General features: G+C 58.9%; 22 protein-coding genes. 10 read left to right on the forward strand and 12 right to left on the reverse strand.

Features of this window, described 5'->3' with window-relative positions; translation table 11 throughout:
• Nucleotides 1-47: 47 nt before the first annotated feature.
• Nucleotides 48-365, reverse strand: coding sequence for an H-NS histone family protein (locus tag BUB09_RS07820; RefSeq protein WP_072896355.1), 318 nt, complete (start codon nucleotides 363-365; stop codon nucleotides 48-50).
• A 441-nt stretch (nucleotides 366-806) separates the two neighbouring features.
• Here BUB09_RS07820 and BUB09_RS07825 point away from each other — a divergent pair, with 441 nt between their 5' ends.
• Both BUB09_RS07825 and rfbA read left to right on the forward strand, forming a co-directional pair.
• Nucleotides 807-1,940 (forward strand): MraY family glycosyltransferase, encoded by a 1,134-nt coding sequence (locus BUB09_RS07825; protein WP_139250177.1) that lies wholly within the window; start codon nucleotides 807-809, stop codon nucleotides 1,938-1,940.
• Between the two features lie 115 nt (nucleotides 1,941-2,055).
• The gene (gene rfbA / locus BUB09_RS07830; RefSeq protein ID WP_072896356.1) at nucleotides 2,056-2,949 is read left to right on the forward strand and encodes a glucose-1-phosphate thymidylyltransferase RfbA; all 894 of its coding nucleotides are present in this window, start codon (nucleotides 2,056-2,058) and stop codon (nucleotides 2,947-2,949) included.
• A 15-nt stretch (nucleotides 2,950-2,964) separates the two neighbouring features.
• Here the strand turns inward: rfbA and BUB09_RS07835 are convergent, their stop codons facing one another.
• From BUB09_RS07835 to BUB09_RS07885, 11 genes are all read right to left on the reverse strand, one after another.
• Entirely contained in the window at nucleotides 2,965-3,936 is a 972-nt protein-coding gene (locus BUB09_RS07835) for a glycosyltransferase family 2 protein (protein ID WP_072896358.1), read from the reverse strand.
• Nucleotides 3,930-4,997 carry a glycosyltransferase family 61 protein gene (locus BUB09_RS07840; RefSeq protein WP_072896360.1) on the reverse strand — a complete coding sequence of 356 codons (1,068 nt, stop codon included), beginning with the start codon at nucleotides 4,995-4,997 and terminating at the stop codon, nucleotides 3,930-3,932. Before BUB09_RS07840 ends, BUB09_RS07835 begins: the two co-directional genes overlap by 7 nt.
• Nucleotides 4,998-5,014: 17 nt before the next feature.
• Nucleotides 5,015-5,881, reverse strand: a complete 867-nt coding sequence (locus BUB09_RS07845; protein WP_072896362.1) for a sulfotransferase — start codon at nucleotides 5,879-5,881, stop codon at nucleotides 5,015-5,017.
• Between the two features lie 63 nt (nucleotides 5,882-5,944).
• On the reverse strand, nucleotides 5,945-6,919 hold the full coding sequence (locus BUB09_RS07850) for a sulfotransferase (protein WP_072896364.1): 975 nt from the start codon (nucleotides 6,917-6,919) through the stop codon (nucleotides 5,945-5,947).
• A gap of 7 nt (nucleotides 6,920-6,926) precedes the next feature.
• Nucleotides 6,927-9,182, reverse strand: a complete 2,256-nt coding sequence (locus tag BUB09_RS07855; protein WP_175550131.1) for a glycosyltransferase family 2 protein — start codon at nucleotides 9,180-9,182, stop codon at nucleotides 6,927-6,929.
• 179 nt (nucleotides 9,183-9,361) lie between these two features.
• Nucleotides 9,362-9,562, reverse strand: coding sequence for a hypothetical protein (locus BUB09_RS07860; protein WP_139250178.1), 201 nt, complete (start codon nucleotides 9,560-9,562; stop codon nucleotides 9,362-9,364).
• A 42-nt stretch (nucleotides 9,563-9,604) separates the two neighbouring features.
• A complete protein-coding gene (locus BUB09_RS07865) occupies nucleotides 9,605-11,326 on the reverse strand; it encodes a polysaccharide biosynthesis/export family protein (RefSeq protein WP_072896369.1) in 1,722 nt (573 codons plus the stop codon).
• A 5-nt stretch (nucleotides 11,327-11,331) separates the two neighbouring features.
• Complete coding sequence (locus BUB09_RS07870; RefSeq protein ID WP_139250179.1) at nucleotides 11,332-12,468, reverse strand: KpsE/RkpR family capsule polysaccharide export protein; 1,137 nt, start codon at nucleotides 12,466-12,468, stop codon at nucleotides 11,332-11,334.
• Entirely contained in the window at nucleotides 12,465-13,130 is a 666-nt protein-coding gene (locus tag BUB09_RS07875) for an ABC transporter ATP-binding protein (protein ID WP_072896372.1), read from the reverse strand. Before BUB09_RS07875 ends, BUB09_RS07870 begins: the two co-directional genes overlap by 4 nt.
• Entirely contained in the window at nucleotides 13,130-14,308 is a 1,179-nt protein-coding gene (locus BUB09_RS07880) for an ABC transporter permease (RefSeq protein WP_072896374.1), read from the reverse strand. The genes BUB09_RS07875 and BUB09_RS07880 overlap by 1 nt, the downstream gene beginning before the upstream one ends.
• 158 nt (nucleotides 14,309-14,466) lie before the next feature.
• Nucleotides 14,467-14,988: a hypothetical protein gene (locus BUB09_RS07885; protein WP_072896375.1), complete on the reverse strand. Its 522-nt coding sequence runs from the start codon at nucleotides 14,986-14,988 to the stop codon at nucleotides 14,467-14,469.
• A gap of 392 nt (nucleotides 14,989-15,380) precedes the next feature.
• On the opposite strand from BUB09_RS07885, the gene BUB09_RS07890 reads away from it, so the two are divergent.
• The 8 genes from BUB09_RS07890 (at nucleotide 15,381) to BUB09_RS07925 (ending at nucleotide 23,606) form a co-directional block, all read left to right on the forward strand.
• Nucleotides 15,381-16,304 (forward strand): hypothetical protein, encoded by a 924-nt coding sequence (locus tag BUB09_RS07890; protein WP_072896377.1) that lies wholly within the window; start codon nucleotides 15,381-15,383, stop codon nucleotides 16,302-16,304.
• 14 nt (nucleotides 16,305-16,318) lie between these two features.
• Nucleotides 16,319-17,191 carry a beta-1,6-N-acetylglucosaminyltransferase gene (locus tag BUB09_RS07895; protein WP_175550132.1) on the forward strand — a complete coding sequence of 291 codons (873 nt, stop codon included), beginning with the start codon at nucleotides 16,319-16,321 and terminating at the stop codon, nucleotides 17,189-17,191.
• Nucleotides 17,192-17,203: 12 nt separating this feature from the next.
• Entirely contained in the window at nucleotides 17,204-18,130 is a 927-nt protein-coding gene (locus BUB09_RS07900) for a beta-1,6-N-acetylglucosaminyltransferase (RefSeq protein ID WP_072896380.1), read from the forward strand.
• Complete coding sequence (locus BUB09_RS07905) at nucleotides 18,120-18,839, forward strand: hypothetical protein (RefSeq protein ID WP_072896382.1); 720 nt, start codon at nucleotides 18,120-18,122, stop codon at nucleotides 18,837-18,839. Before BUB09_RS07900 ends, BUB09_RS07905 begins: the two co-directional genes overlap by 11 nt.
• 67 nt (nucleotides 18,840-18,906) lie before the next feature.
• Nucleotides 18,907-19,935: a hypothetical protein gene (locus BUB09_RS07910; RefSeq protein WP_139250180.1), complete on the forward strand. Its 1,029-nt coding sequence runs from the start codon at nucleotides 18,907-18,909 to the stop codon at nucleotides 19,933-19,935.
• Nucleotides 19,936-19,957: 22 nt separating this feature from the next.
• On the forward strand, nucleotides 19,958-20,998 hold the full coding sequence (locus BUB09_RS07915) for a hypothetical protein (protein ID WP_072896385.1): 1,041 nt from the start codon (nucleotides 19,958-19,960) through the stop codon (nucleotides 20,996-20,998).
• Between the two features lie 64 nt (nucleotides 20,999-21,062).
• Nucleotides 21,063-22,523 carry a hypothetical protein gene (locus tag BUB09_RS07920; protein ID WP_072896387.1) on the forward strand — a complete coding sequence of 487 codons (1,461 nt, stop codon included), beginning with the start codon at nucleotides 21,063-21,065 and terminating at the stop codon, nucleotides 22,521-22,523.
• A gap of 12 nt (nucleotides 22,524-22,535) precedes the next feature.
• Nucleotides 22,536-23,606, forward strand: a complete 1,071-nt coding sequence (locus tag BUB09_RS07925; protein ID WP_072896389.1) for a hypothetical protein — start codon at nucleotides 22,536-22,538, stop codon at nucleotides 23,604-23,606.
• Nucleotide 23,607 lies beyond the last annotated feature (1 nt).

Raw genomic sequence — 23,607 nt, forward strand, 5'->3', positions numbered from 1 at the left:
GCCTCTAACGAGACTTAGGCTACATCAGCAAACCTGCTGCGGCACCGTTACACGGCAAAGGAGTCCCGGCTTTTGCCGGCTGATTCAGCTTCTGCCAGCCACTTGGGCGTGCGGCCGCGGCCCGACCAAGTCTCACCCGATGCCGGATTGCGATATTTTGCGGCGACCTTCGCGCCTTTGGACATGCTTTTCTTAACCGAACGGATTGCGCCACGACCGTCGGTTATGTCGGACATGCTCAGCCCGTACTGATGCATCTTTTGTTTGATTTCGGCGATAACCGCTGCGATTTCCTGCTTGCGCAGTTCCTCAGCCTGCTGGGTCAGTGACTCAATTTGCTTCAAAAGATCGTTATAGGAAGGCATTATTAATCCAGTTTTTTGGGAGAATGCGTTGGTTTTATTACGGGAATCAATGTCTATTGTCAATTCCCGCCTGATTTTATTCCGGTGTGCTCAACGACCGCCAGTGGGATATCAAATTGGTTAACGAATTGTGTCGATTATTGGCTCGGTCCTGCGCCACACTCGATTCGATGTATTTTGTTTCTTCGGTGGTGCACGGCTTGACGATTGGATCGATATCGCAACCCCAGCAACAGGCCATGGTGGGTGCCGGTGGCTTGCTAGCCGGTGCAGGGTCGGACGCGCCATGGCGAGAAAGTTGCTAGGTCGTGAGGCGAAAGAGTGACGGCGTCGTCATAGGTGTGAGTAGGGCGCTCTGCTATCATCGAAGGTGTGACGACTGATGCCTGGGGTCGGCCGCGAACCGGCCGTCGTCGACGATTGAGGGATTTGGGGGTGGGAGTGGAGCTGCTCATTGGGGCTACCGCAGCGACCGTGCTGGGGATAATCGTCGGCTACGTCACCATCTTGGGCGCTCGTGCGTTTGGGATCGGCGTCGATTGCAACCAAGCTCAATATAAGAGCCACGATCACTGTGTTCCTCGGCTGGGCGGCATCGCCGTATCGGCTGGATTTTTTTCTGGTGGGGCGGTGTTGTCTTGGTTGGGCAACTATCAGACCGACGTATTTTTTGTTCTCTCGCTCTCTTTGATGCCTGCGCTGCTGATTGGGCTCCTTGAGGACTTTACCCAATCGGTCAGCACCATGATCCGATTGCTGGTGACCATGATCTCTGCCGCGCTCGCGTACTGGTTGCTTGATGTCTCGTTGCTCAGCCTGGGTATCGATGCGCTTGATTATCTGCTGCTGCTGCATCCGGCGGTCGGCTTCGGATTCATGCTGGTTGCTGTGGCTGGTGTGTCGCACGCTTTCAACATCATTGACGGCTGCAACGGTTTGAGCAGCTTTATCGCCATGATCGTGTTGAGCAGTTTGGCGGCCGTTGCATTTCAGGTCGACGATACGTTCGTCATGTGCGCTGCTACCGTGGGCGCTGCCTCGATGTTCGGTTTTTTCGTTTGGAACTTCCCGTTTGGCCGCCTCTTCATGGGTGATGGCGGGGCTTACTTCACCGGCATGTTGATAGCCGTGCTGTCGATCATGCTCGTGTCACGAAATCCCGATGTATCCCCTTGGTTCCCGATGCTGCTGGTCATGTATCCGGTGTGGGAGACGGTTTACTCTGCCTATCGCCGGGTCGTCATTCAAAAAATCTCCCCCGGAACGGCGGACCGGTTACACCTGCACAACTTGGTGTACTTCCGGGTTGTCCCGCGTGTCGACGTGACGACCGATCTGGTACGGCGTCAGGTACTGCGTAGTTCGACGACCTCGGCGCATATCTGGCTTCTGGCGATCGCCTGTGCAATTCCTGCGCTGTTGTTCTGGGATGAATCTCAAAGCCTGATGCTGTGCTGCGGCCTGTTTGCCCTCAGCTATGTCGTCCTCTACCGCTCCCTGGTTCGCTTTCGCTCGGTCTCGCTTCCGTTGCTTCGTAGCAAGAAAGCCAGCATCGAAGCGCCGTCTGAGGCTTGATCGCTGCTACGCAGCACTGCGGTGTTGGCCGTCGCATGCGTTCTAGCGTCCGAGCGGCCGATTGAACTCTGATCCCTAATCCCGCGTTTTACTGCCAAATCGAATTGGAGAAGACTTGAAGCCGATCGCCTCAACAGTGCCGCCGCGCAAGGGAATCATCCTCGCGGGTGGTTCCGGTACCCGCTTGCATCCGATGACCATCGCCACCAGCAAGCAGCTGCTGCCGGTCTACGACAAGCCGATGATCTACTACCCGCTGAGCGTAATGATGCTCGCGGGCATTCGCGAGGTATTGCTGATCAGCACGCCGCGCGACCGAGTCCACTTCCAGTCCCTGCTCGGCGATGGCAGTCAGTTTGGGCTGAAAATCGAGTACGCGATTCAGCGACGTCCGAACGGCATCGCTCAGGCCTTCGTCATCGGCCGCGACTTCCTGCAGGGGCAGCCCTGTGCATTGGTGCTCGGCGACAACCTGTTCTTTGGTCACGGCCTTCAGGAGTTGTTGCTAGAAGGCGCGATGCGTACCACGGGCGCCACGGTCTATGCGTACAAAGTGAGAGATCCGGAGCGTTACGGCGTCGTCGAGTTTGATTCCACTGGCCGTGCGGTAAGTCTCGAAGAAAAGCCCAAGCATCCGAAATCCGATTTCGCGGTCACCGGTTTGTATTTCTACGACGCGGAAGTCACTGAGATCGCGCAAAAGCTCAAGCCCTCGGCCAGAGGCGAGCTGGAAATTACCGATGTGAACGCTGTCTACTTGGAGCGGCAACAGCTTTATGTCGAACGGATGGGTCGCGGCTTTGCGTGGCTCGACACCGGAACGCCGGAAGCCCTGCTCGATGCGTCCAACTTCATACAGGTGTTCCAGGAGCGTCAGGGCCAGCTGATTTGTTGCCCCGAAGAGATTGCCTACAACATGGGCAATATCGGCCGCGAAGACCTGTTGGCGCGCGCCGCATCACTCGGCAAAACCCGTTATGGCCGTTATCTCCGCGAGATTGCCGACTAGGACTCCGATGCATCGCTAGTCGCGACGCGTTGCCGCAGCACCGCCACCCTGTAGCGGAGGTACTCGAGTCATCAAGCCATCGTAGGTGCCGCGGACCGTCACCTTGAGCTTGGTCCAGCGATCTGGTTCGTACGCGAGTGACTTGGCGAGCAGCTTCGCGCCTGAGATCAACTCGTAAGCGGCCCAACTCGGAAAGCGTCGGCCGTGTGCCTTCCACAGAAACACTCGGTTTCTTGCGAGGTAGTAGTGGCGGATCGCTGCATGGTGCGTGGGGTACGCCTTCAGTAGGCCGAGCATCGATCGCCGCTCCATGTTCCCGATCGCATGCTGTAGCTCCGCGCGGGGAACGGCGATAATCCGTTGATCATGATGGCGAGCGCGCAAGCAGTACTCGGTATCGACCAAGTCCATAAAAAGGCCTTCCCGGAATCCGCCGATCTCGGCCCAGCTCTTTACGCTCAGCAACATGCCGGAGCTGATGGCCAGATCAACAGCGGTCGGCCCTGTCATTCGGTTTGCGTATGTCAGTTTGAATCGCAGCCGACAGCGGCCCGATGTAACCGGCCATCGGCATTCGACGTCAGCTAACTGGTACCGCACCCGCGGAACAAAGGCGGCGACGTCGGTGTGTACCGCTTGATCGGCTTGGTCAAGCAGTGTGTCGATCATGCTGCCGATCGGCATGCTGTCGTGGTCGAGCGTCAGTGCCCAATGCAGTCCGAGCGATTGCAGATGTCTGACACCCTGATTCAGTGCTTTGGCAATGCCCTCATTGCGCGGATTCCGAATCCAAGTGAAGCGGTCGCAGGCAAAGAATGCGTACTCGGCGCCACGTTGCGCCTGTTCCTCCGCAGGTCCGTTGTCGACCAGTACCAAGTGGGGCGTTTGATCCAGCAGGCGGGAGAGGCGATCGGCGAGATCGGCTGGCGGTCCGTAACACACGACCACGATACCGAACGATCTTTCGCTGCGACTGCGATTCAGCATGTTGAGTCCAGGACCTGCTCCAGCACGGAAATGGGCAACTCGAAGTCACTGCCGGTCGGATTATGTGCGTCGATCGCGCGGCCAAAGATCAGATCGATGTCGACTGATAAGTGGTGCGCCAGATCCCAGTAGAACAGCGCAGGCATCGTGGACGGGCACAGCACGATGAATCGCTTCAGACTGTGACTGAATAGGGCATTGGTCAGCGAAGCTCCCAAAATTCCCACGACGATATCGGCACCGACAAAGGTATCGATCTGATCGCTGATCGACATCGAACCACAGTTGACTCGGGTGAATCCTCGCTTCTCCAGCGCCGTCCACACCGCGTCGTCATTGGTCAGCCGTCGATTGCCGACATCATCGCGTCCGACAAACAGGCGCCGGGGCGATGCAGACCTGCGAGCCCAACCAGCGAAGGCACGCCGCAGATCAGGAACGCTGGCCGGACTGTGAACGGCCGGTGGATCGCTGCAAAGCGCCGGCCACCACAACTGAGCAAACCGTACGCTATCGGCGAGGGGCCTGACGGCGACCCCAGGCGCGATCATTTGGAGCGTTCGCTGCGCAAGATCCAGATTGCGAGGATGGACCCACACCGCGTCAAGCTCGGGTAATGCACGCTGTGCCGCGATGAATCGGGGCAGCGCATCCATCAACCAGTGTCCGTAGTTGCCAGCGCCGACTTGACGCAGTAACAGGGCAGGGCGCTCGCTGGTGATGGCTTGTGTGCTCGCCCGCAATCGATCGAATTGCTCGTGTGCAGCGCGTTGGTTGGTGGGCCACGGCGCGTGAGGCCCACCAGGGATCGAATCGCTGATCAGTGTGCCGTCGGACGTGAACAGATACCCGTCGCCGACGACGGTGGCCTCGCTGAACCTCACTAAGCCTTGCCAGCCCAGCACCGCGTCGAGTTGGCCGTAGCGCGCCGCGAACTGGGGTGCAATCGCTTGGTTCCAGAGCCTTGCAGGGCGGCGTCGATAGGACTGCGACGTCGCATACGTCGTGATTGGCCCGCCGGTGGCGCGCACGTAATCCAAGGCGGAGCTGATCGGCGTCATCCGTGACAGTTTAGTGGCTAAACGTCGTAGCCCATCGCCGCGATATCCGACGCGAACGACAGAAACAGCGCGCGGTCTTGGTCGTCCGCCTCGGTCTGCCATCGCCCGATCGACTGCTCTGCGGATTCGGTGGTGCTGTGATGCTCGGTCAGTGGATCGCGCTCGAGAGCCTGTCTGAGCATCTGCCGCAGATACGGTAAGTCGTTACGGACGCCGAGCCATTCGAACAAGCGCTGAAAGTAGGCCGCACGCCCTGCCGTGATCGATTCGTAGTTGCACCGGTAGATGCGCCCAGGAAATGCTTGGCGCAATTGCGTGAACCGGCGCCACGAATACACGATGCTGCGAAACATGGCCTCGTTGCCGTTCGTCTCGCCAAAGCCGGAGGAGTACGGCGCCTTGCGGTTGAAAGCCTTCATGGAAAAGTAAACGTCGCGCGGGTCGCGGAACAGAAACAGAGCGCGGCACTGCGGGTCGGTTTCCAGCAGGTGCGTGCTGAGTTTGATCCCGATGGCCTTCTCGGCGATCCATCTCGGCGTGGTCTTGTCCTGTGCGTCGGCGAGGTGCTTGTAAAAAGCCAGGGCGGCGCCGGCTGAAGGTGCGTGCCGGGCACCCTGTTCCCGAATCCATTCAATTGCCTCTTGGTCTTCACCCTGGCACGGGGCGTAGGCCACCGGACCATGCGGTTCGGGCGCCTGGCTGACGCTGACGCTGCCGTTGAGTGCGCCTGCTTCGGCGTATTGGCGAAATCGTGTTTCGTATGGGAAGCGATCACGCACCATGACATCCTGGTGCTGCGACAGAATCCGCATCGTCAGCGTGCTGCCGGCGCGCCCGGTCGAGCAAAGCAACAGAAACGATGGTGGTTGCGGCAACTCAGACATGGCCTTTCTCAGACAGGGATATCGTTGCCAGCGCTACGTCGTGCGTGCGCCGTGGGCGCTAGCCTAGGCCTTGCCGACGTAGGTTCGGGGGCTGTTGTTGACGTCCTTAACCTCGCCCTTGATGCGCACGCGGACCACGTCACCTTCCTTGAGTCGACGGTCGTCGGGCAACACCAGCCGAAAGCCGCATTCGCCGGTGGGGTGAGCTTTCTGTGCCAAGTCTTTGCGAAACTGGTTTGCGAGCACCGTTCCCGCGTGTTGGTCATTGATCCAGACGTCGATCGACACGGGTTCCGTGGTGCCTCGCATCATGGCCCATCCTGATACGAAGCTGGCTTCTGCGCGGTCTAGGAAGCCGTATCCTCCCCAGGTGCGCGACGTCATCAGATAATCGGCCGGTGTTTCGCGGACGAAGCGGCGTGCGGCTCGAATGTGTTTCTGGTCGGAAACACCCGCATAGGCGGCCAACTGCCCCACGAAGCGTCCCGGATTCAGCATCGCCTTCTCATAGGAGATCAACGCCATTCGCTCGTTGCTCTTGGAGATGATGGCCATCAATTGACGGTACTGCTCTACCGTGTGAGCCATGTTGGCCAGAAGATCGCTGCGCACCGAGATTCGGTTGCGGTTCGCGATGGCGAAGACGTCCCGGAAAATCACGAGAAACTCGGGATTGCGGAACTGACGCTTGACGCGCTCGATGTGCTCATAGGCCGATGGGCGCTTCCAGCCCCAAACCTTCCTTTCAGCGTTCTTCTGTGCGATTAGAGATTTGAGGCGGTTCGTGTCCTTGCCTTCTACCGCCTCGCTCAGCGCGACGTCCTCGTAGACGGTATTGGGCTTACCGCCCATGCCCATATCGATGCCGAGGTGATGGAGAGCGCCCGATACCATCGTCGTGCCGCTGCGCGCCACGCCGAGCACGATCAGCGTCCGTTCGGCGGGCGGCGGGCCGGGCCAGTTGATGCGAAGAAAGCCCGTGTTATCGAGCTTGGAGAGGTCGAGCTCGGGTGGAGCTTGGGTGGTTTGGGCGGTCAAGTTGGGATCAGCGTGCGTCGAGTTGCAGGTAATGGGGCGCTTCCAAAGACAGTGACAAGTCTTCGTGCTCCAGCGTCAGGCACGGGTTGTAGCTCCGGTCATGCAGCAGCAGATCACGCCAACGGGTTTTCATGTACTGAACTTCGGCGGCGAAGCGCAGCCGCTTTTCGGGAGTGTCCTCCTGCCCTCTGGACAGAGACTCAAAATGCAGGAGTTCGGCGTAAGGGGTCCACACGGTCCGTAGCTTGCGTTCTGCCAACCGCAAGCAAAAGTCCACGTCATTGAACGCCACCGCCAGATTGACTTCGTCCAGGCCCCCCAACGCTAGATAGTCGGCCTTCTTCACTAGCAAACAGGCGCCCGTTACGGCGGAGACGGTCTGTGGCAGGACCAGCCGGCCGAAGTAACCCAAATGGTGGCGCGGATAGTACTTGTGGCTGTGGCCGGCGACGCCGCCGACCCCAAGGATGACGCCTGCATGTTGAATGCGTCCATCGGGGTACATCAGCTTGGCACCGACAGCGCCGACACCGGGCTGGTAAAGCCGCGGAACCATCTCGTTGAGCCAGTCACCTGTCAGAACTTCGACGTCATCATTGAGCATCAATAGGACGTCGCCTATCGCTTCCTTTGCTCCGAGATTGTTGACCGCGGAAAAATTGAACGGAGCGTCGTAGCTAATCACGCGAACACGACGATCCAGCTGATAGCGCGACAACAACGACAGCGTGCGGGGGTCCGCGCACTGGTTATCGATGATCAGAATCTCGTAAGCCGGGTACAGCGTGCGCCTCAGGATGCTGTCGATGCAGCGCTCAAGCGCATCACCCCCGTCGCGCGTCGGAATCATGATGGACACGAGGGGGGCGGGCGACGGCATTGGGTACCGAACCCGATAACTGGTCGGAAACGGCCCGTCAGAAACGTGGGCACCGATCGGCGCCATGTGCTCACTCAGCGCAGCGATCCCGCTCGGATGTGCGCCGGCTTTGGCTCCGAGGACTTGGGCGGTCGAGCCGTGTGACTTTCGCCAGTGATAGAGCACACCGGGTACATGAACAATCTGATCCGGTCTTATGGCATCAACGCAGCGCAGTACGAGGTCGTAGTCTTGACTGCCATCGAATCCGGCTCTGAAGCCGCCGACCGCTTCGACCACGTCGCGTCGCACCACCAGCATATGACCGAAGTAGTTGATTGAGTGCAGTAAGTCCGGATTCCACGCCGGCTTGAAATGCGGCTCGCAGCGCTGACCGTTCTCGTCGATCTTATCCTCGTCGGAGTAGAGCAACGCGGCTTCAGGAAACTGTCGAAGCGCACGGGCCATACGGTCCAGTGCCCAGCGCGCAAGGGTGTCGTCTTGGTCGAGGAACGCGATGTAGTCCCCGGTCGCCGATGTCAGCGCGGCGGATGAAGCACGCGCAATACCACCGTTGACGACATGGCGCTGAACTTTGAGCCGGGGCTCCCGCTCCGCCAGCTCGGAAATCTGGGTCCAGACATCGGGTTCGGTTGATGCGTCATCGCAGATACACAGTTCCCAGTGGGGATAGGTCTGTGCCATCACCGACGCGATGGCCTCGATCAGCTGCGCAAGCTCTGGGTTATAGACCGGCATTACGATCGAGAATGTAGGACCTTCCTCTTTGGCCGCCTTCATCGCCATCCGATCGCAATCGTCTTCGGTGGGCTCGACAGAATTCACCCAATCGCGGTAGTCAACGATGCGCTGATAGGGCTGCAGCAGGGGGCGATTGGCCACACCACGAAGCTGCCAGTAAAGAGGTGAAAGACGGTGACGTGTGCGGCGGTAGATGCCACGTAGCGTCAGGATGAATTGGTCCGCGAGGCCTAGAGAGGTAATCGAAAGGCAGCCCAAGCTAAACGGGCCAGCGTGCTCGGTCGGATCTAAACGCAGCCGGCGCAAGCCCAGCGGCATGAAGCAGACGCATTCGATTTCGCCGCGGTGTCCTGCGATACCCAACAACACCTGAGTGCGCTCGCTGAACCCCCCGCGGCTGTCTCGATACAGCTTCACGCAGCCGCTGCCTCGTAGCGCATCGACCGACACCCGAACGCGACACCAGCCCCGTGGGAGGCGCCACCATGGCAGCGCGACGGCAAAACATGGATCGGCATCGATGGCGACCCAGGCCGACCCGACTGGTTCCAGTGGCAGCCCTTCTTCGTACTCGGGATGTTCTTCCAGACCGCGTAACGGGCGCAGGGGCAAGGCGCCCGATCGGGCAAACGGCTTGAACAACAGAATAATCAGCCCAACCCACCACCGGACAATAAAACCAAGCGCCCCGTGATCGAGGCGGGCGAGGCTATGCCGAAGTACGGAGCGTAAGGAGGGCGCGATCCCCGATAGCGGCATCCCCTACCAGCCTGTACAGCCGTCGCCCGTTGGTTGGCAACTCAGGCCACTGCGAAGTCGGGTCACTTCTGTCCGGAGATACGCCGGTGTTCGTTGAAAACGGCGTCGTGGATCAGCGTGAACGCGCGGGCGATCTGGGCTGCATCATGATCCAGCGTGTTCTGCCGCACGCGGGGGTCGGGCTGCAAAGACAGCGTCTTCGACTCAAGCGCCGCGACCACGATCTTGCAGGCGATGTCCATCGTGCTGGACTGAGTTTCCATCAATTGATCCCTTCTTATTTGATTGTAGATTGGCGGTCGATATTACAGCCTAGCTACGACACCGGCCGCAATCGCGATTTGGTAGATGACTTGGATGATGTCCTTCGAGAACTGGAACTTCTTGCTGTCAACGGTCGGCAGCACCAGTACTTCGTCTCCCGGATTGACCAGAGTGCCGGAGCCCTGCGTGATCTCACCTGATGGACTGATCACGAGGATTCTATCGCTCGACGACCTCTGGAGCACACCGCCGGCTTGCTCAACGTAATCACCCGCATCCTGCCGCTTGCGCCAGATGAACGAGTTGGGCAAATACACCTCGCCGTGGACCTGCACCACGTTGCTGACGCGTGGAATGCGCAGCACGTCGCCGTCTTCGAGCGCAATCGTGCTGGGGTCGACGCCCGCATACAACACAACTTGGCCCTTGGGCTGGATCAACTTCGCGCGCTCGACGAACTGCAGCACGAGCGCCGCCTCCTTGGACCGGAGTTCTGCTTCCTCCGGCGTCCAGGATCTGGCGTTGAGCACGGATTGCTCCAGCTTCTGCAGTGTCTCATCGAGAACCTGCTTCTGACGCTCGGCAACCGTCTTTCTAAACAGTTGTAGGCCGGCGCTGTTGGACTGGGCGGAATACTGGATCTGCTTCAGCAGGTCGGCCAGCGTGGCCTCGTAGGGCAAAACGTAAAAACCAGCGCTCTCATGTTCACCTTCTACCGCGACGGCAATTTGCTTTACCAGCCGGTCGGCCGTCACTTCGATCTCGTCGCCGGTCTTGGCCTCGGTATCGAGAAATGGATCGTTGACCGGGACGTAGAACGCGTCGCGCTTGGGGCCGACGTTGCGAGCAAGGCGTACGTGAGTGGCGCGCCCGCTGATGCCGGCAATCGATAGCAAGTCGCGGATCACGGTCCCGGGTTTGAACTCGAACTGAGCCGTGTTGGTGACGAGGCCCGATATCTTCACGCTCGGCCCAGACGGCCCGACGAACACGCTGTCGCCATCCTTGAGCTGGGGGGCCGGCAGGAAGCCTTCGGTCATGAACCGATACAGATCGACTTGGCTGACGACCTGACCGCCGCGCAGCAGGCGGACGTCCAGGTAACTGCCCGTCTTTGGATTGATGCCGCCGGCGCGATCGAGAAAAGTCAGGATCGAATCCGATGCAAAGCCTGGGTAGAGGCCAGGGCGTTGCACGAAGCCCGACACGAATACCTTGACCGGTACGGCGGCTGCCAGCGTCGCGTAAACGCCGACGTCCGCCTTGAATACCGAGCGAATGCGGTTTTCCACCGTCTCGTTGAGCCGTTCGTTGGGGACGTTGGCAACTTGAACCGGGCCTACTTTGGGCACAAATACATTGCCTTGGGCGTCGACCGTCAATTCCAGTTGGTTTTCGACGGCACCCCACATCCGCAGCGCAATCGTATCGCCGACGCTGATGATGTAGTTGGGATTGAAGCCTTTGAACGACTCCCGCGCAAAATTGCCTTGGAACAAGACCTGGCCAAAGACCGGATTCGTACTGAGCGTGGTCTCGACGATCTGAGAGGCGGTCGTCACCCCCGTCGTCGTTGCGAAGTCATCGAAGTCAGACGGCGTTGGCAGATTGACGGTGCCGGCCCGAGGAGCGACACCGGCCGGCGCTGGCGCTGCACTGCTACTTGAGGCAGGCGCAAGGCGTGCAGGGGCAGTCTGAGCCCATGCCGGGTTGCCCAACATGGCCGCAAGGCTCGCGATGAAAACCAAATGGCGGGTACGCATGCTTCTTATTCCTGATGGTCGCGAATCGTGGCAATGATCAGGCCGCCGATCGCATAGAGCAGATTCAACACAATGAAAATCGTCGCCACGTTGTACAGCGATTCCGGCTCCGTCGACTTGTCCGGCATCGTCGGCGGAGAGATCAGCACCAGGAACTTGACCTTGCGGGTCGCATCAATGCGTGCTGTTTCCAGTGTACGCACACCCGTCTGGTAGATATCGGCGGCGATCTGCTGATTCAGTTTGACTTCCTGAAAGTCCAGCATCTGTTGATTGATCTTCTTGTCCTCGAGTCCACCGACCTGCTTGTCGCGCTCCTGGGCAATCTGCCGTTCCAGGGCTGCGATTTTGGTCTTGGTGGCAACAACCTCGGCCGCTGACTCGCTCAGGTAGGTGGTCAGTGCCTTCAGCGTGGTTCGCTCGCGCGCCAGGTCGCCTTGAAGCGAACCGATAATGCGGGTCAGCGTTTCGTTCTCGACCTCCGCACTGAACATGTTCCGTTTGTCTTGAATGTCAATGACATCCGCGGATGCCTTCTTAAGCCGCTCGTAGACCGATTCCAATTCGCGCTGAGCGAAGTCGATTTGCTCGCGGGCCAAGGCTTGGCTCACTTCGTTTACAAACTGTTCCGAGCGTTTGACGATTGCGGACGCGACTTTCTGGGCGTACTCACGAGAACTCCCTTGCACCGCCAACTCGATGGTCATCGACTCTTCATTGATTTCCGTCGTAACGCGGTCGAGATAGAAGGCAAGGAAGTCTTCCTTCGATGCCGTCGGCGACATCCTGGAAAACCAGTCGGATGCATCGCTTGAATAATGCGCGCGTAATTGAACCTCACTTTCGAGGTAATCCAACATCGCCGGCGACTCGATAAAGCGTTGGATCAGCAGGGCGTCCTGCAGGGCATTGCCACCACCGAGTCCTAGCACATTGAGTGCGATCGACGGAGCCGTCGAGGCCGATCCATTCTGAACCAGTACCGAAGCCTCACTCACGTACCGATCGGTGCTGATGAACCCGTAATAAATCGCGAACAAAAAGCAGGGCAACAGGACGAGTGTCGAATATGCCCGGTGTCCGCGAATATAATCAACGATGCTTTTCAGCAGTCGCATTGGTGCTTCAATAAGGCCCTTCACGCGGTTTCCTTCTTGTATTCAGTAATTGCCTGATTGATGTCATTGAAGTACTTCACAGTACCGTTGTGAACATACAGCCCGACATCACACCACTGGCGAAGCGTTTCAAGACTGTGGCTGATCAGGATAATGCTAGACCGACCGCGTTTGCTTTGAAAAATAGCATCAGATCGGAGTCTGAAAGACTCATCACCGACACCGGTGAGCTCGTCGATCAGGTAATACTCGTAGTCGTAGGCCATGCTGATCGCAAAGGCCAAGCGCGCACGCATGCCGGTTGAATAGGATTGCGTGGGCTGGTCGAAGAAGGGGCCGATATCAGCCAGTGCGCGGATGTACTCGACTCGCGCTGCCTGCGTCTTGTAGTCATCGCCGCGGATGCGGCAGATAAACCGAGCTGAGTCGCGCCCCGACAACTGCGGTAAAAAGCCGGATTGCAAGCCGATCGGCGGCGATATCAAGCCTTCGCAGGTGATGCGACCCTGGTCAGGCTGATCCATTTTTGAAAGCAAGCGGACCAGCGTGCTCTTGCCGGCACCATTTCGACCCACGATTCCGATGTTGGTCTTGCCCGGCAGCGTCAGCCATAGATCACGGTAGACGTGATGCCGCTTGCCGTTCGGCAGTTTGTACGACTTGTATACGCCCTCGACTTTGATCATTAGTTGGTCAAATGAGAAAGGTGTTTGCGGTAGGCGACAAAGCCGATCCACAGCGAAAACAGTGTCCACAATCCGATGTAAACCCAACTCCCCGGTGAATCATATGCGGACAGCATTTCTCCGCGAGCAAGATCGACACCGTGCAGAATCGGATTCCAGATGATGTAGGGCGCGATCAGATCCGGAATCTGTTCCATTGTAAAAAAGGCACCCGACAGAAAAAGCAATGGCCTGTTCATCATGTCGACAAATCGGCGGATTTCTTGGTTCTTGGTGATGTAGACGTCAGCCCACAAACCAAGTCCGAGCGCCAGAGAAAAGAGTAGACCGATGGCGGCGAAGAATCCGAGCAGATTATCCGCCTCGACAGGACGTCCAATCCACAGTAATACGAATACGATGACAAACTTGAGTGCCAGCATCATCATCAACTCAATGACTGCGGCAACCAAAACTGCATCGATAGGACGAACCTGACGATAGCTAAAGATGCCCTTTGCTGCCGAAATCGATCCCATGCAGCTATTGAATACGCGGATGAAGATAAAGAACGAGATCACGCCGATGGAGTGATAATAAAACCCATCTACGCCGCCTTCCTCTCCTCCGAACTTGCCGCCCCCTCGGCCGGCCAGCATGCGTGAGCCACGCAGCAAGGCCATATAAAACAGGGGCTCGGCGATCGCCAGAAAGTACCCGAAGCGCTGGCTGCCATAACGCAGCTTCATTTGCCGCAGGAACAACGCCGTGAATGAGTCCGCGAAAATCCGCAAGCTGTTGCGTTGCGGTGGAGGCGGCAGCGGCGGCAACTCCGGCAAAGTCAGTACAGCGGAGCTGATCTTGGGCTGGCCTGTCTCGGTGGCCGCTGCCGTTGCAGCGGGAGGCGAAGGAGTGGGCGACTGCGGCGGTGGAGCCGGTGTCTGATGCTCCGCGCCTTTGCACAAGGCCGGGCTACCCGAAAGATCGCGCTCTGCCCCAACGGGCCGAACCGACACAAGATCAGAAGCCTGGAGTTGCTCGCCCTCGGGGATGGCTAAAAAGAAGCCACACAGCCCTGTCGGATGGAGTCCCTTCGCTTTAACGTCGGCCCGTAGACGATCCGCCAGAATCGTCTTGTAGGGCACACCGTTGATCTTGACGTCGAGACTGAGCGGCGCGCCGTCGCCCTCGGCGTCCATCGCCCAGCCGCGGATTTCGCGGGGGCTGACACGATCCAGGTGTCCAATTACGCGCATAAAAGTCTATACACCGAGGCTGATTACGAGCGCACCATTGGCATTGCCGCCGCCGCAAGCAGCATCACAAGCGCCGGCTGCCGAGGTGTGCTGCCGGGTGGTCAGCGAGACTTTTTCGACTTTGATTTCTTCGGCGCTCGGAAGGTAGATGTACCTTCGGCGCTGGCGGCGGCTGCGCTGGCGGACTCCGTCGCCGCGGGCGCTTTTGCCGGTACGCCGGCCTGTTCAGCCGGCTTGCTGTCCGTTTTTTCCTTAATGGTCAGAAGGTTCTGAGAACGCAACTGGCGAATCAACTTGTTCGCCGAGCTCGCAACGTCCTGCGCTAAGGCTTTTGCGTCGGCGCTGGTACCTTGCGTTTTAAACCATGCGCGAGCCTGTGCAAGCTGTTCGGTCAGAGTGCGCGCGGCGTACTCCCGCGCGAGGTTGGTTTGGGCGTTCCGCGATGCCAGCCATGCGACGACCTGCTTCTTCTCGTCGTCCGTCAACTGACTCTTGAGGTCGGCCGACAATTCCGGATTCTTGACTGCCATGTGCCCGACGAGCACGGCGCGTCCCTTCTTCGACTCGTTGTCGTACACAGTGCGAATCAGTTGGATGACCTTGTTCCGCTGCCGGATATGCATGGGCGTTAGCTCTACGTGATGTGGGATGTGCAGCAAAGTCGATGCCGCTGGGGCCGATAACGGGCAATATATTGCCTGCGCCGCTTTCGTTGCGTCAACGGCGTTCATTTCATGCGCCGCCCAGCCGATACCGGTCGAGCGTCCAGTTGGCTCTGCTCAAACAAATCAATAAAGTTACAATTTGGTCAAGCACTTGACGATGCCGGGCGAGATGTTCGGAGGTCTGTGGTGTCCAGCGAACCGCGGTGCGTGCGCCTCGCCACTGGCACAGCAGCGTGTCGTCAAAGCAAACCGCGCCACCGATGGGAGGCATTTTTGAGTTGCAGAGATTTCACTTGGGCCACTCGTCAACCCGTGACCCCGAGTCTGGTATCCGGGGCCGAGGTTCGGTGATGGCTGACCATTCCGTGGTGCTTCACCTCGGGGCGCATAAGACCGCCACGACCTACCTCCAGCGGCTGTTTTTCAAAAATCGGCAGCTGCTCGAATCAGATCTCGGTTTTGGCTACGTGCCCATGTTCCGCCTTCGAGCTGACGTCACCACGCGTCTGGATCGCGCCGATTCGCAGCCGGAGCGGTCGCAGATGGTCGAGGCGCTGCGCGGCTATGGCGTCGGCCTCGCATCCGACGGCCGCAGAGTTCTGCTTTCCGACGAAAACCTTATTGGCGACTGCGCCGAGATCATGCGCTCCGGGAAGTTGTATCCGCGCGTGCTGACTCGGCTACGGCGCCTACGTGAGTTGCTGGGCCAGGAGCCGCGCGAGATCTGGTTTGCCGTCCGGGCCTATGACCACTTTTTGGCCTCTGCTTATGTCGAAGCAAACCGACATGCCAAAGAGTTTTTGTCATGGGATGCAACGGCGGCCCGAGTCGATCTGTCGCGTCGACGTTGGCCTCAAGTTCTGGCCGATGTCCGAACCGTGTTTCCCGGCGCCCGTGTCAGGGTTTGGGCGTTTGAACAGTTCGTCGCTGACGACCGGTCGGTAATACGCCATCTGATCGGCGAGGGGGCCGCCCGGCTTGTATACATCGAAGAGGCCGTTCGTGCCTCATCGTCGGCTGACGCCATGCGAGTCGCCGAACTGTTGAGTCAAACGCTCGGACCTGCGGCAGCGGCGTCGGTGTTTGCCGAGCTAGATGCGCTGTTGCCCAAATCGGCAACGCGGTTGGGCTTCAGTCCCTGGTCGGATGACGACAAAGCCGCGTTTCGCCGATTGTACGAGGCCGATCTTCAGCAGCTTGGACAAGCTGGCGGCCTAGAGTTGATCTCGGTTGCCGACCAGGTTGCTGCACCTCGCCCGACCGCCGCGATATGAGTACTGGTTATCTATTGCTGGTTCACGACCAGCCTGCACAGGTCCGTCGGCTGGTTTCGGCGCTGCAGGGCCCGGGTGTTAGCTTCATCGTTCATGTCGATGCCAAGGCCGACAGGGCTTCGTTTGTAGTGGCATTGCGTGGGCTTTCGGGTGTGCACGTGCTGCCGCCGTCGGCGAGTGTCGCGGTCAACTGGGGCGGATATAGCCAGACGCAGGCCATGCTCAATCTTTGCGCAGCAGGGCTTGAGCAATGTACCGACGCTCATCGCTTTACGTTGCTAAGTGGCGCCTGCTATCCGGTCGCCAGCAACGCGCGGCTGCAGGCGCTGGCGTCATCTCCTGCCCTGATGATCGACCTGAAGCTGACGCCGCCCGAACTGCCCCGCTACGAGCGGGTTCGGCACTATCACCTGTCGGACCATCCGTTGACCAACCGGCGCGGCAGCACCGACCGGAGTCCGCGCGAGCGCAGTTACATTCGTTATATCAAGGACTTCGTGTCATCACTGCCGCCACGGCCACCGTTCCCGGTGCCGCTTTACTACGGGCCTACGTGGTGGTCATTGACTCGCCCGGCACTGGAGTACGTGATGCGACACTGCCGAGAGCACCCCGAACTGCTAACGGAGTTCCGTTACTCCGCCCACGCTGACGAGCATCTGGTCCATACCATTCTCGGCAATTCGCATTGGGCCGAGGCGAGTATCGGCTGTGGCCACTACTATGTCTGGGAGGAGCACCCCAAGCGACACTGCCGAACGCTCGACATCAGCGATCTCGATCGCATCCCGCCGACGGCGTTGTTCGTAAGAAAGGTCGATCCTGCAGGTTCGGCTGAGCTGCTCGAGCGGCTCGACCAAGCGCGCGCCCCAACAGAGGCGCCTTGATAGCGCATCCAAATGAAACTTATCTATCTCCTGCTCGCGCACGATCAGCCGAAACAATTGCGACGTCTGGTTTCTGCGCTCAATTGCGACGATGTGGCGTTCTGCATTCATATCGACCAGAAGGCGAGCCTCGCTCCATTCATGATCGAGCTTGCCGGGATGCCGAACGTTCAGTTCGTCGATGACCGGGTATCGGTCAACTGGGGTGGGTTCAGTCAGACCGAAGCCATCATGCGATTAATGCGCACGGCGCTGGCCTGTTGGCCTGATTCGAAGCGTATGTACCTGATCAGCGGCTCGTGCTATCCCCTGGCGTCCAATACGCAGTTGCTAGCGACCTGCGACACCGACGATCAGCTGATCAAGGCCAAGTTTTTCAAGCCGGGTACGCCGCGCGCTGAGCGTGCCAGTCGCTACAACATCTCCGACCACCCGTACCTCAACAAGCGGTGGGTGAACATGGCGCGTGAGCGCACCGACCGAAACGTGCTGCTGGAACTACAGCAATACATCGGCGAGTTCCTCGAAAAGCTCCCGCCCAAGCCCGACTTGGGTATGCCGTTTCACGGTGGTGCGACATGGTGGGGTCTGACCGCGGATGCCGTTCGCTATGTGCTCGATTATTGCGATCAGCACCCTGCATTTGTCGACTACTTCAGGTTTTCGCTGCACGCCGACGAATCCATGGTCCATACCTTAATCGCCAACTCCTCATTTCCAATCAAGAAGGGTATGAAGGCGTTCCACTACGTTGACTGGTCACCGGCCAGCATCGCCAGGAAAAAGTATCTGGATGTCGACTCGCTCGACAAAGTGGACTGGGTGTCGCAGCTGTTTATCCGAAAAGTGCACCCTGATTTGTCGTCGGCGTTGATGGACCGTATCGACGAGCGCCGTGCTGCTCCGGATCAGGTCGTCTGGGGTACCTATGGCGATTGAGCGTCGGTTCGTCATCTTTACGGCGGCGCGAACCGGATCCAATGCCCTGGTTTCATCTCTGGCCGCCAGCAGCGAGATCCACTGTGATTACGAGCTGTTTCACCCGGAGCAGATTTACTGCACAGCCGGTCTGACGCAGAAGACCATCCAGCAACGCAATCGTGACCCTAAGGCGTTTCTCGACGACCTAATTCTAAATGCGTCGAAACACAAGCCGTCGGCTCGCGTTTACGGCTTCAAGATTTTCTTCACGCACAACCGCAAAGCGCGGGAGTACCTGCTCAACGATCGTTCCTGGGCCAAGGTCATCCTCCAACGCGAGAATGTGTTGGATCAGTTCATATCTCACAAAATCGCCGCGGGCTCGGAGATGTGGGACACGACCAATGTCGCCGTCAAAAGCGTGTCGCGGATCCGATTTGTGCCGGCACAGTTTGATCTGTTCGTCGAGCGGCTCGAGCGTCAAGGCAGCGAAACCCGCGCTTTTCTGCAGCAGACGCAGCAACCGTTTTTCGAGATTGGATATTCCGACGTAGAGGCGAATCGGTACGAACCGCTGTGTCATTACTTGCAGGTTCAGCCGACTGACAATATGGCGCCGCGGATCGGCAAGCAAAACAAGCGTCAAACGGCTCTCAAGTTGGTCAATCCCGAGGTCGCCCGGGCGCATCTTGCCACTCGAGGCCTCGGCCACCTCTGGGTGGATTGAGTTTCGCAGTACGATTCATAGACCGGTCAGACAACATCGGCCGCCTCCAATAATAACGATAGAACCCATGCACCTTCAGATCGACCAAACCCAACTCGCCCGCCTCGCGGCAATGCCCGAGACTCTCAAGTACGAAGGCGAATTCGGCGCGGAACTGGTCACCTTCATCCCGTTCGTTTACTGGTGCCATTGCATCGGCCTGTTCAAAGGACGCAAGGTGTCGACCTACAAGGGCATGCGCCCTCTCTATTACTTTCTAGGCGACGACCAGGTTATCGAGCGGGACGACACTCGGCATTGGGTCCCGTTTGCTCAGCGCAAATCGCCGGATCAGTGGCTGGTGCTGCCCAATGCCAACGAACACACGTCGGTGCGCAGCCCGATGGAATACTTCCCTGATTATCGGTCTGCTTTTTCAACCGGGGAGCTGACGTTTGATAAGCCGCTGGTTGTCATTCACAACAAATACAATCTTGAGTGGAACAACGAACCGCCACGCAACTTTTTCTCGCTCGAGGACCTCGAGGAGATGTTCAATCTACTGAAGGGCGGATATCAGGTGGTGTACATCCGCCACGGCATGGGCGGCGTTTCGCAGGGATACAGCCTGGACCACAATCAGTTGATGGATTTCGGCGATGCCGATCTGCTGACGCGTCATCCCGAAGTATTATCGTTCAACGCGCTCCACGAACGCTTCAAAGATCGCTTCTCGGTCAACGCCTTCAAGGCGGCGCTTTATGCCAAAAGCTATCGGTTCATATCGGTACAGGGCGGCGGCGCCTACCAATGCGCAATGTATTCTGGGTCGGGACTGCTGATCTATCACAAGGACGGCCCTGAGATTCATCATTCGTATTCCAAGGGATTCTTCACGCGAACCGCCAATCCAGCGCCGTTGTTGCTGGTAGCAACCAACCGCGCTGAGTTAATGGCAGGTGTGCAGGCTATCGGTAGTGGCTTCGTGTTCAGCGGACGGTTCATTCCCGGATCAAAGCACATCAACCGAATGAAGCGTCTGTCGCCGCACCGGTTCAAGCCCAAGCGGCCAGCGAAGTACGGCATGGCGGAGTTGCCAGTTCACCTTGTTCAATAAATCGCGGGTTGGGGATGCGCGCATGAGTCACGACAACAAAACGGCTGCCTATTTCGGTGCGCGCGATTTGCCGGACGTGATTGACTACGTCGGCGAATTTGGGGCGGAGCTGGTTACGTTTCTGCCCTTCGTCTATTGGCTATATCGCGCCGGCCAACTAGGTGACCGCAAAGTGTCGACCTATCGCGGTATGCGCCCGCTTTATTTTTTTCTGAGCGATGATCAGTTGATCGAAAAAGACGAGCCGCGTCGATTCGTTGGCTACCAAAAGCGCACTGATCCTTCGATATGGGGATTCATTCCCAATCCGAACGAACTGATCGCAACCCGGAACGCCTATGAGGCCTTTCCGAATTATCGCAAGCAATTTCAGTCGACGCGTTTTTCGTTCGATAAACCTTTGCTCGTGGTTCACAACAAGTTCAACCGCGAATGGAACTCCGATACGCCAGTCAACTTCTTCTCCATTGATCAATTGGAGCAGATGTTCTCGCGGCTGAAAGGGTACTACCAGATCGTTTATCTCCGACATGGTCGCAGCGGTAGCGTAGACGGCTACAGCCCAGACCATAACTCGTTGATCGACTTTGATGAAACATCGGTGATGCAACGCCATCCGGAAGTGATCGACTTCGAACAGCACCATCGCGAGTACGGTGGTGGCGTTGCCATCAATCAGTACAAGAACGAGTTGTATGCAGCCTGCCACCACTTCATTTCGGTGCAGGGCGGTGGCGCTCATCAATGCGCGCTGTTTTCGGGGTCGCTGCTGCTGATCCTGCACAAGCGTGGTCCCGAGGCGGTTCATGCGTACTCCAACGGCTTTTACCAGTACGCGACGAATCCAGCGCCGGTCTGCATGATCGCTTTCAACGACCGGCAGTTGCAGGACGGGCTCGGTGCATTCACTGATGCCAGCTTATGCCAAGGTCGCGTCATGCTGGGCGCCAACGGGTCTCGCATCGCCAACGACTTGGCCCCGTCGCGAGTCCAGCGCAAGGGACAGCCGGTGTTCGGTACTGACCGCACTCCCGAGCCCGGCGATGTTGGTGTGCACTTTTGACTCGCCAACGATCAGTGGGGCCGACCGCTCTGATTCCGGTGCGGACCCTCATTGACTGCTCCCGATGATTTATCTGCATATCGGCCCGCACAAGACGGGCACATCAACGCTGCAAGCTTGGCTCGCCGCCCATCGTGCGCTGCTGCTCTCGGCTGGCTATTGCTATCCCGGTACCGAGGAGAATCACCACGTTCTGGGCCGGCAAGCCATTGTGGCAGCCCGCAAGGGTTTGGTTCCTCCCAGCTTGGTTGCCTATTTGCGCGAGACCGATCGCGCCGTCAACGGCATCATCAGCACCGAGCATCTCGACGCGCTTGACGAGGGGACGGTCAAGGCCATCCGTGGCTGGTTCGGTGATCGTGACGTTACCGTCGTCATTTATGCACGCGCTCCTTGGGATCGTTCGGCGTCGATGTTAGGTGAGCACTTAAAGCGATTGAACCGTACCCGTTGGGGACGTGACTGGGACGACGTCGCCGATGATGCGCTGCCCGGTTTGGCGGGGCGCAGCAGCTTGCCGTCGATGCTGGGCACGTGGTCCAAAGTGTTTGGAAAGCCGAGCATCAAGCTTCGGGTTCTTGATCGTGCCCGACTGGTCGGTGGCGATCTGATCGCCGATTTCATTGACGCCATTGGTGCCGCAGATAACCCGGCTCTGATGGCGCATCGTTCGATTTCCGTCCAGAACGAAATGCCCGGTATCGATCAGCTGCGAATTCTTCGCTGCGCATCCGAGATCGTGGCCCCGGGAGACAAGCCGCCACGCGAATTGCGCAGGGCCGACAAGCAAGTCAATAAGCATGTCGGCGGTCTGTTGTTGCGCGCGTCGAAGTCGCTGGCCATCGACCACGGTCGCGCATCCTTATTGTCGGCACCCGAGGTTCGCCGTTATCAGGCCGCAGCAGCAGCGCCGCATCAGGCCATTGCGCGGCAGTGGCTAGGGCTTGGCGACGAGGCCTTGTTTTCTGAGCCTGACTGGACGCGCCTGCCCGCCGAGTCATTCGATTGGAACATTCGCTTGGTGCCACACGCTGCGCTAGCGCAACTGGTCATCGAATCGACGATCGCCGCGCTCGACCAAACCACCCCACTGGCCCGAGACGCACTGCAAAGGCTGGCACCGCTGGATGATCAACGCCGGATTCCGGCGGCCGCTGCGGCTTGGATGTCAGCGGTCCGCTGTTCTGGCATCGCGGACCGCCTCGCGCTACAAGCGAACGCCGTGATCGGTGCGTGCCTGTGCATCGGTCTGGCGTGGCCGCGCGTCATGGGTGGTGCTGCCACTGCTTCGAGCGAGACGCCGGCGTGCGCCATCACGGATGTCATCGCGGCTTGGCGCGTAGCCGCCCCGTTGCAATCGGATGTAGCGCTTCAGCGCGTCGGCAGCATAGATAAACCTGGGCCGCGCAAGCTGATTGCGCTGGCCATTCAATCGATCCTGGCCGCCGGCGGCGGGCGCGACGCCATCGACGCTCATTGGCGGCGCGTCTACTCGTCGGCGCGCCAGTTTTCGAAATCGTCCTGACGGAGAGACTCATTGCTGTACGTCCATATTGGCTGCCACAAGACCGGCAGCTCTGCCATCCAGCAGGCATTTATCCGTAACCGCGCGCTGCTTCTGGCGCAGGGCTGTGAATTTATTGCTGACGGCAACGGCGGCGGTGTTCACCGGTTGGCCCAAGGCCTGCGTGGGGCATCAATGCAGGCGCCGCTGCCGGCTGACTCGGCGATTGCGCAAATCGCCAAGTCAAAAGCGGCGGTCAAGGTCATTTCGTCCGAAGCCTTCGAGTCCGCTTCTGCCGATGGCGTCAAAGCCTTGCGTCGACATTTGGGCCGCCAGCCGGCAACCGTCGTTGTTTACTTGCGACGGCAGCCAGATGCGATCCAGTCGGCCTACCTGCAGCAGATCAAGCGCTGTGCAACCCGGATGCCGTTCGACGCTTGGTTTGAGCGGTTCGCCGTTGGCGCTGGCGGACGTTCGCGGTTCGACTATGAGGTCTTGATCGATCGCTGGAAGCGCGCTGGCTTTGCCGACATTGTCGTGCGCCGCTATGACCGGGCGCTGTTGCCCGACCAAGATGTCGTGGCTGATTTTCTGCAGGCGGTCGGGCAGTCCGGTGATCTCAGAAAAGATCCGCGTTGGACTGCGGTGCCGGACATCAACCGCTCGATCTCGATCGTCCAAGCTGAGGTACTACGGCAACTTTGGCAGCTTCATGGTGCTGTACCCGACGATGAACTGCGCAAGCAGTTCGACCCGCTCGTCACGCACTTTCTGGATACACGCGCTCGCGACAGCAGCAGCTTGCTGACCGAGGCGCAACTGGCGCTATGTGACCAGCAGTTTGCCGCCTCGAACCAGCGTGTCGCCGCGGCCTTCTTTCCATCTGACGCGGCGCTGTTTCCCGAAAAGGTTTACGTGCCGCGCCAGGCTATGCCGAGCTCTCTGCTGGCACCCAAGCAATGGATCGCCGCACTTTCGTTCGCGATGAAGCTATCGGCCGCCAAGCCTAAGCGCACTGACAAAGTGGCGGCGCGTAAGGCGGGAGGCGCCAAGCCGACGCCGTTGAAGCCGAATAAGGCTGGTGCAGCGCTCAAAGCAGGCTGAC

This window comes from Hydrocarboniphaga daqingensis, assembly GCF_900129825.1.
GTDB lineage: Bacteria > Pseudomonadota > Gammaproteobacteria > Nevskiales > Nevskiaceae > Hydrocarboniphaga > Hydrocarboniphaga daqingensis.

Coding starts and splice junctions, on each gene's coding strand:
- BUB09_RS07860 (WP_139250178.1), bottom strand. CDS start 9,562: ATGGAAACTCAGTCCAGCACGATGGACATCGCCTGCAAGATCGTGGTC.
- BUB09_RS07845 (WP_072896362.1), bottom strand. CDS start 5,881: ATGTCTGAGTTGCCGCAACCACCATCGTTTCTGTTGCTTTGCTCGACC.
- BUB09_RS07900 (WP_072896380.1), top strand. CDS start 17,204: ATGAAACTTATCTATCTCCTGCTCGCGCACGATCAGCCGAAACAATTG.
- BUB09_RS07920 (WP_072896387.1), top strand. CDS start 21,063: ATGATTTATCTGCATATCGGCCCGCACAAGACGGGCACATCAACGCTG.
- BUB09_RS07840 (WP_072896360.1), bottom strand. CDS start 4,997: ATGACGCCGATCAGCTCCGCCTTGGATTACGTGCGCGCCACCGGCGGG.
- BUB09_RS07890 (WP_072896377.1), top strand. CDS start 15,381: ATGGCTGACCATTCCGTGGTGCTTCACCTCGGGGCGCATAAGACCGCC.
- BUB09_RS07880 (WP_072896374.1), bottom strand. CDS start 14,308: ATGGACGCCGAGGGCGACGGCGCGCCGCTCAGTCTCGACGTCAAGATC.
- BUB09_RS07905 (WP_072896382.1), top strand. CDS start 18,120: ATGGCGATTGAGCGTCGGTTCGTCATCTTTACGGCGGCGCGAACCGGA.
- BUB09_RS07915 (WP_072896385.1), top strand. CDS start 19,958: ATGAGTCACGACAACAAAACGGCTGCCTATTTCGGTGCGCGCGATTTG.
- BUB09_RS07835 (WP_072896358.1), bottom strand. CDS start 3,936: ATGCTGAATCGCAGTCGCAGCGAAAGATCGTTCGGTATCGTGGTCGTG.
- BUB09_RS07875 (WP_072896372.1), bottom strand. CDS start 13,130: ATGATCAAAGTCGAGGGCGTATACAAGTCGTACAAACTGCCGAACGGC.
- BUB09_RS07910 (WP_139250180.1), top strand. CDS start 18,907: ATGCACCTTCAGATCGACCAAACCCAACTCGCCCGCCTCGCGGCAATG.
- BUB09_RS07865 (WP_072896369.1), bottom strand. CDS start 11,326: ATGCGTACCCGCCATTTGGTTTTCATCGCGAGCCTTGCGGCCATGTTG.
- BUB09_RS07885 (WP_072896375.1), bottom strand. CDS start 14,988: ATGCATATCCGGCAGCGGAACAAGGTCATCCAACTGATTCGCACTGTG.
- BUB09_RS07820 (WP_072896355.1), bottom strand. CDS start 365: ATGCCTTCCTATAACGATCTTTTGAAGCAAATTGAGTCACTGACCCAG.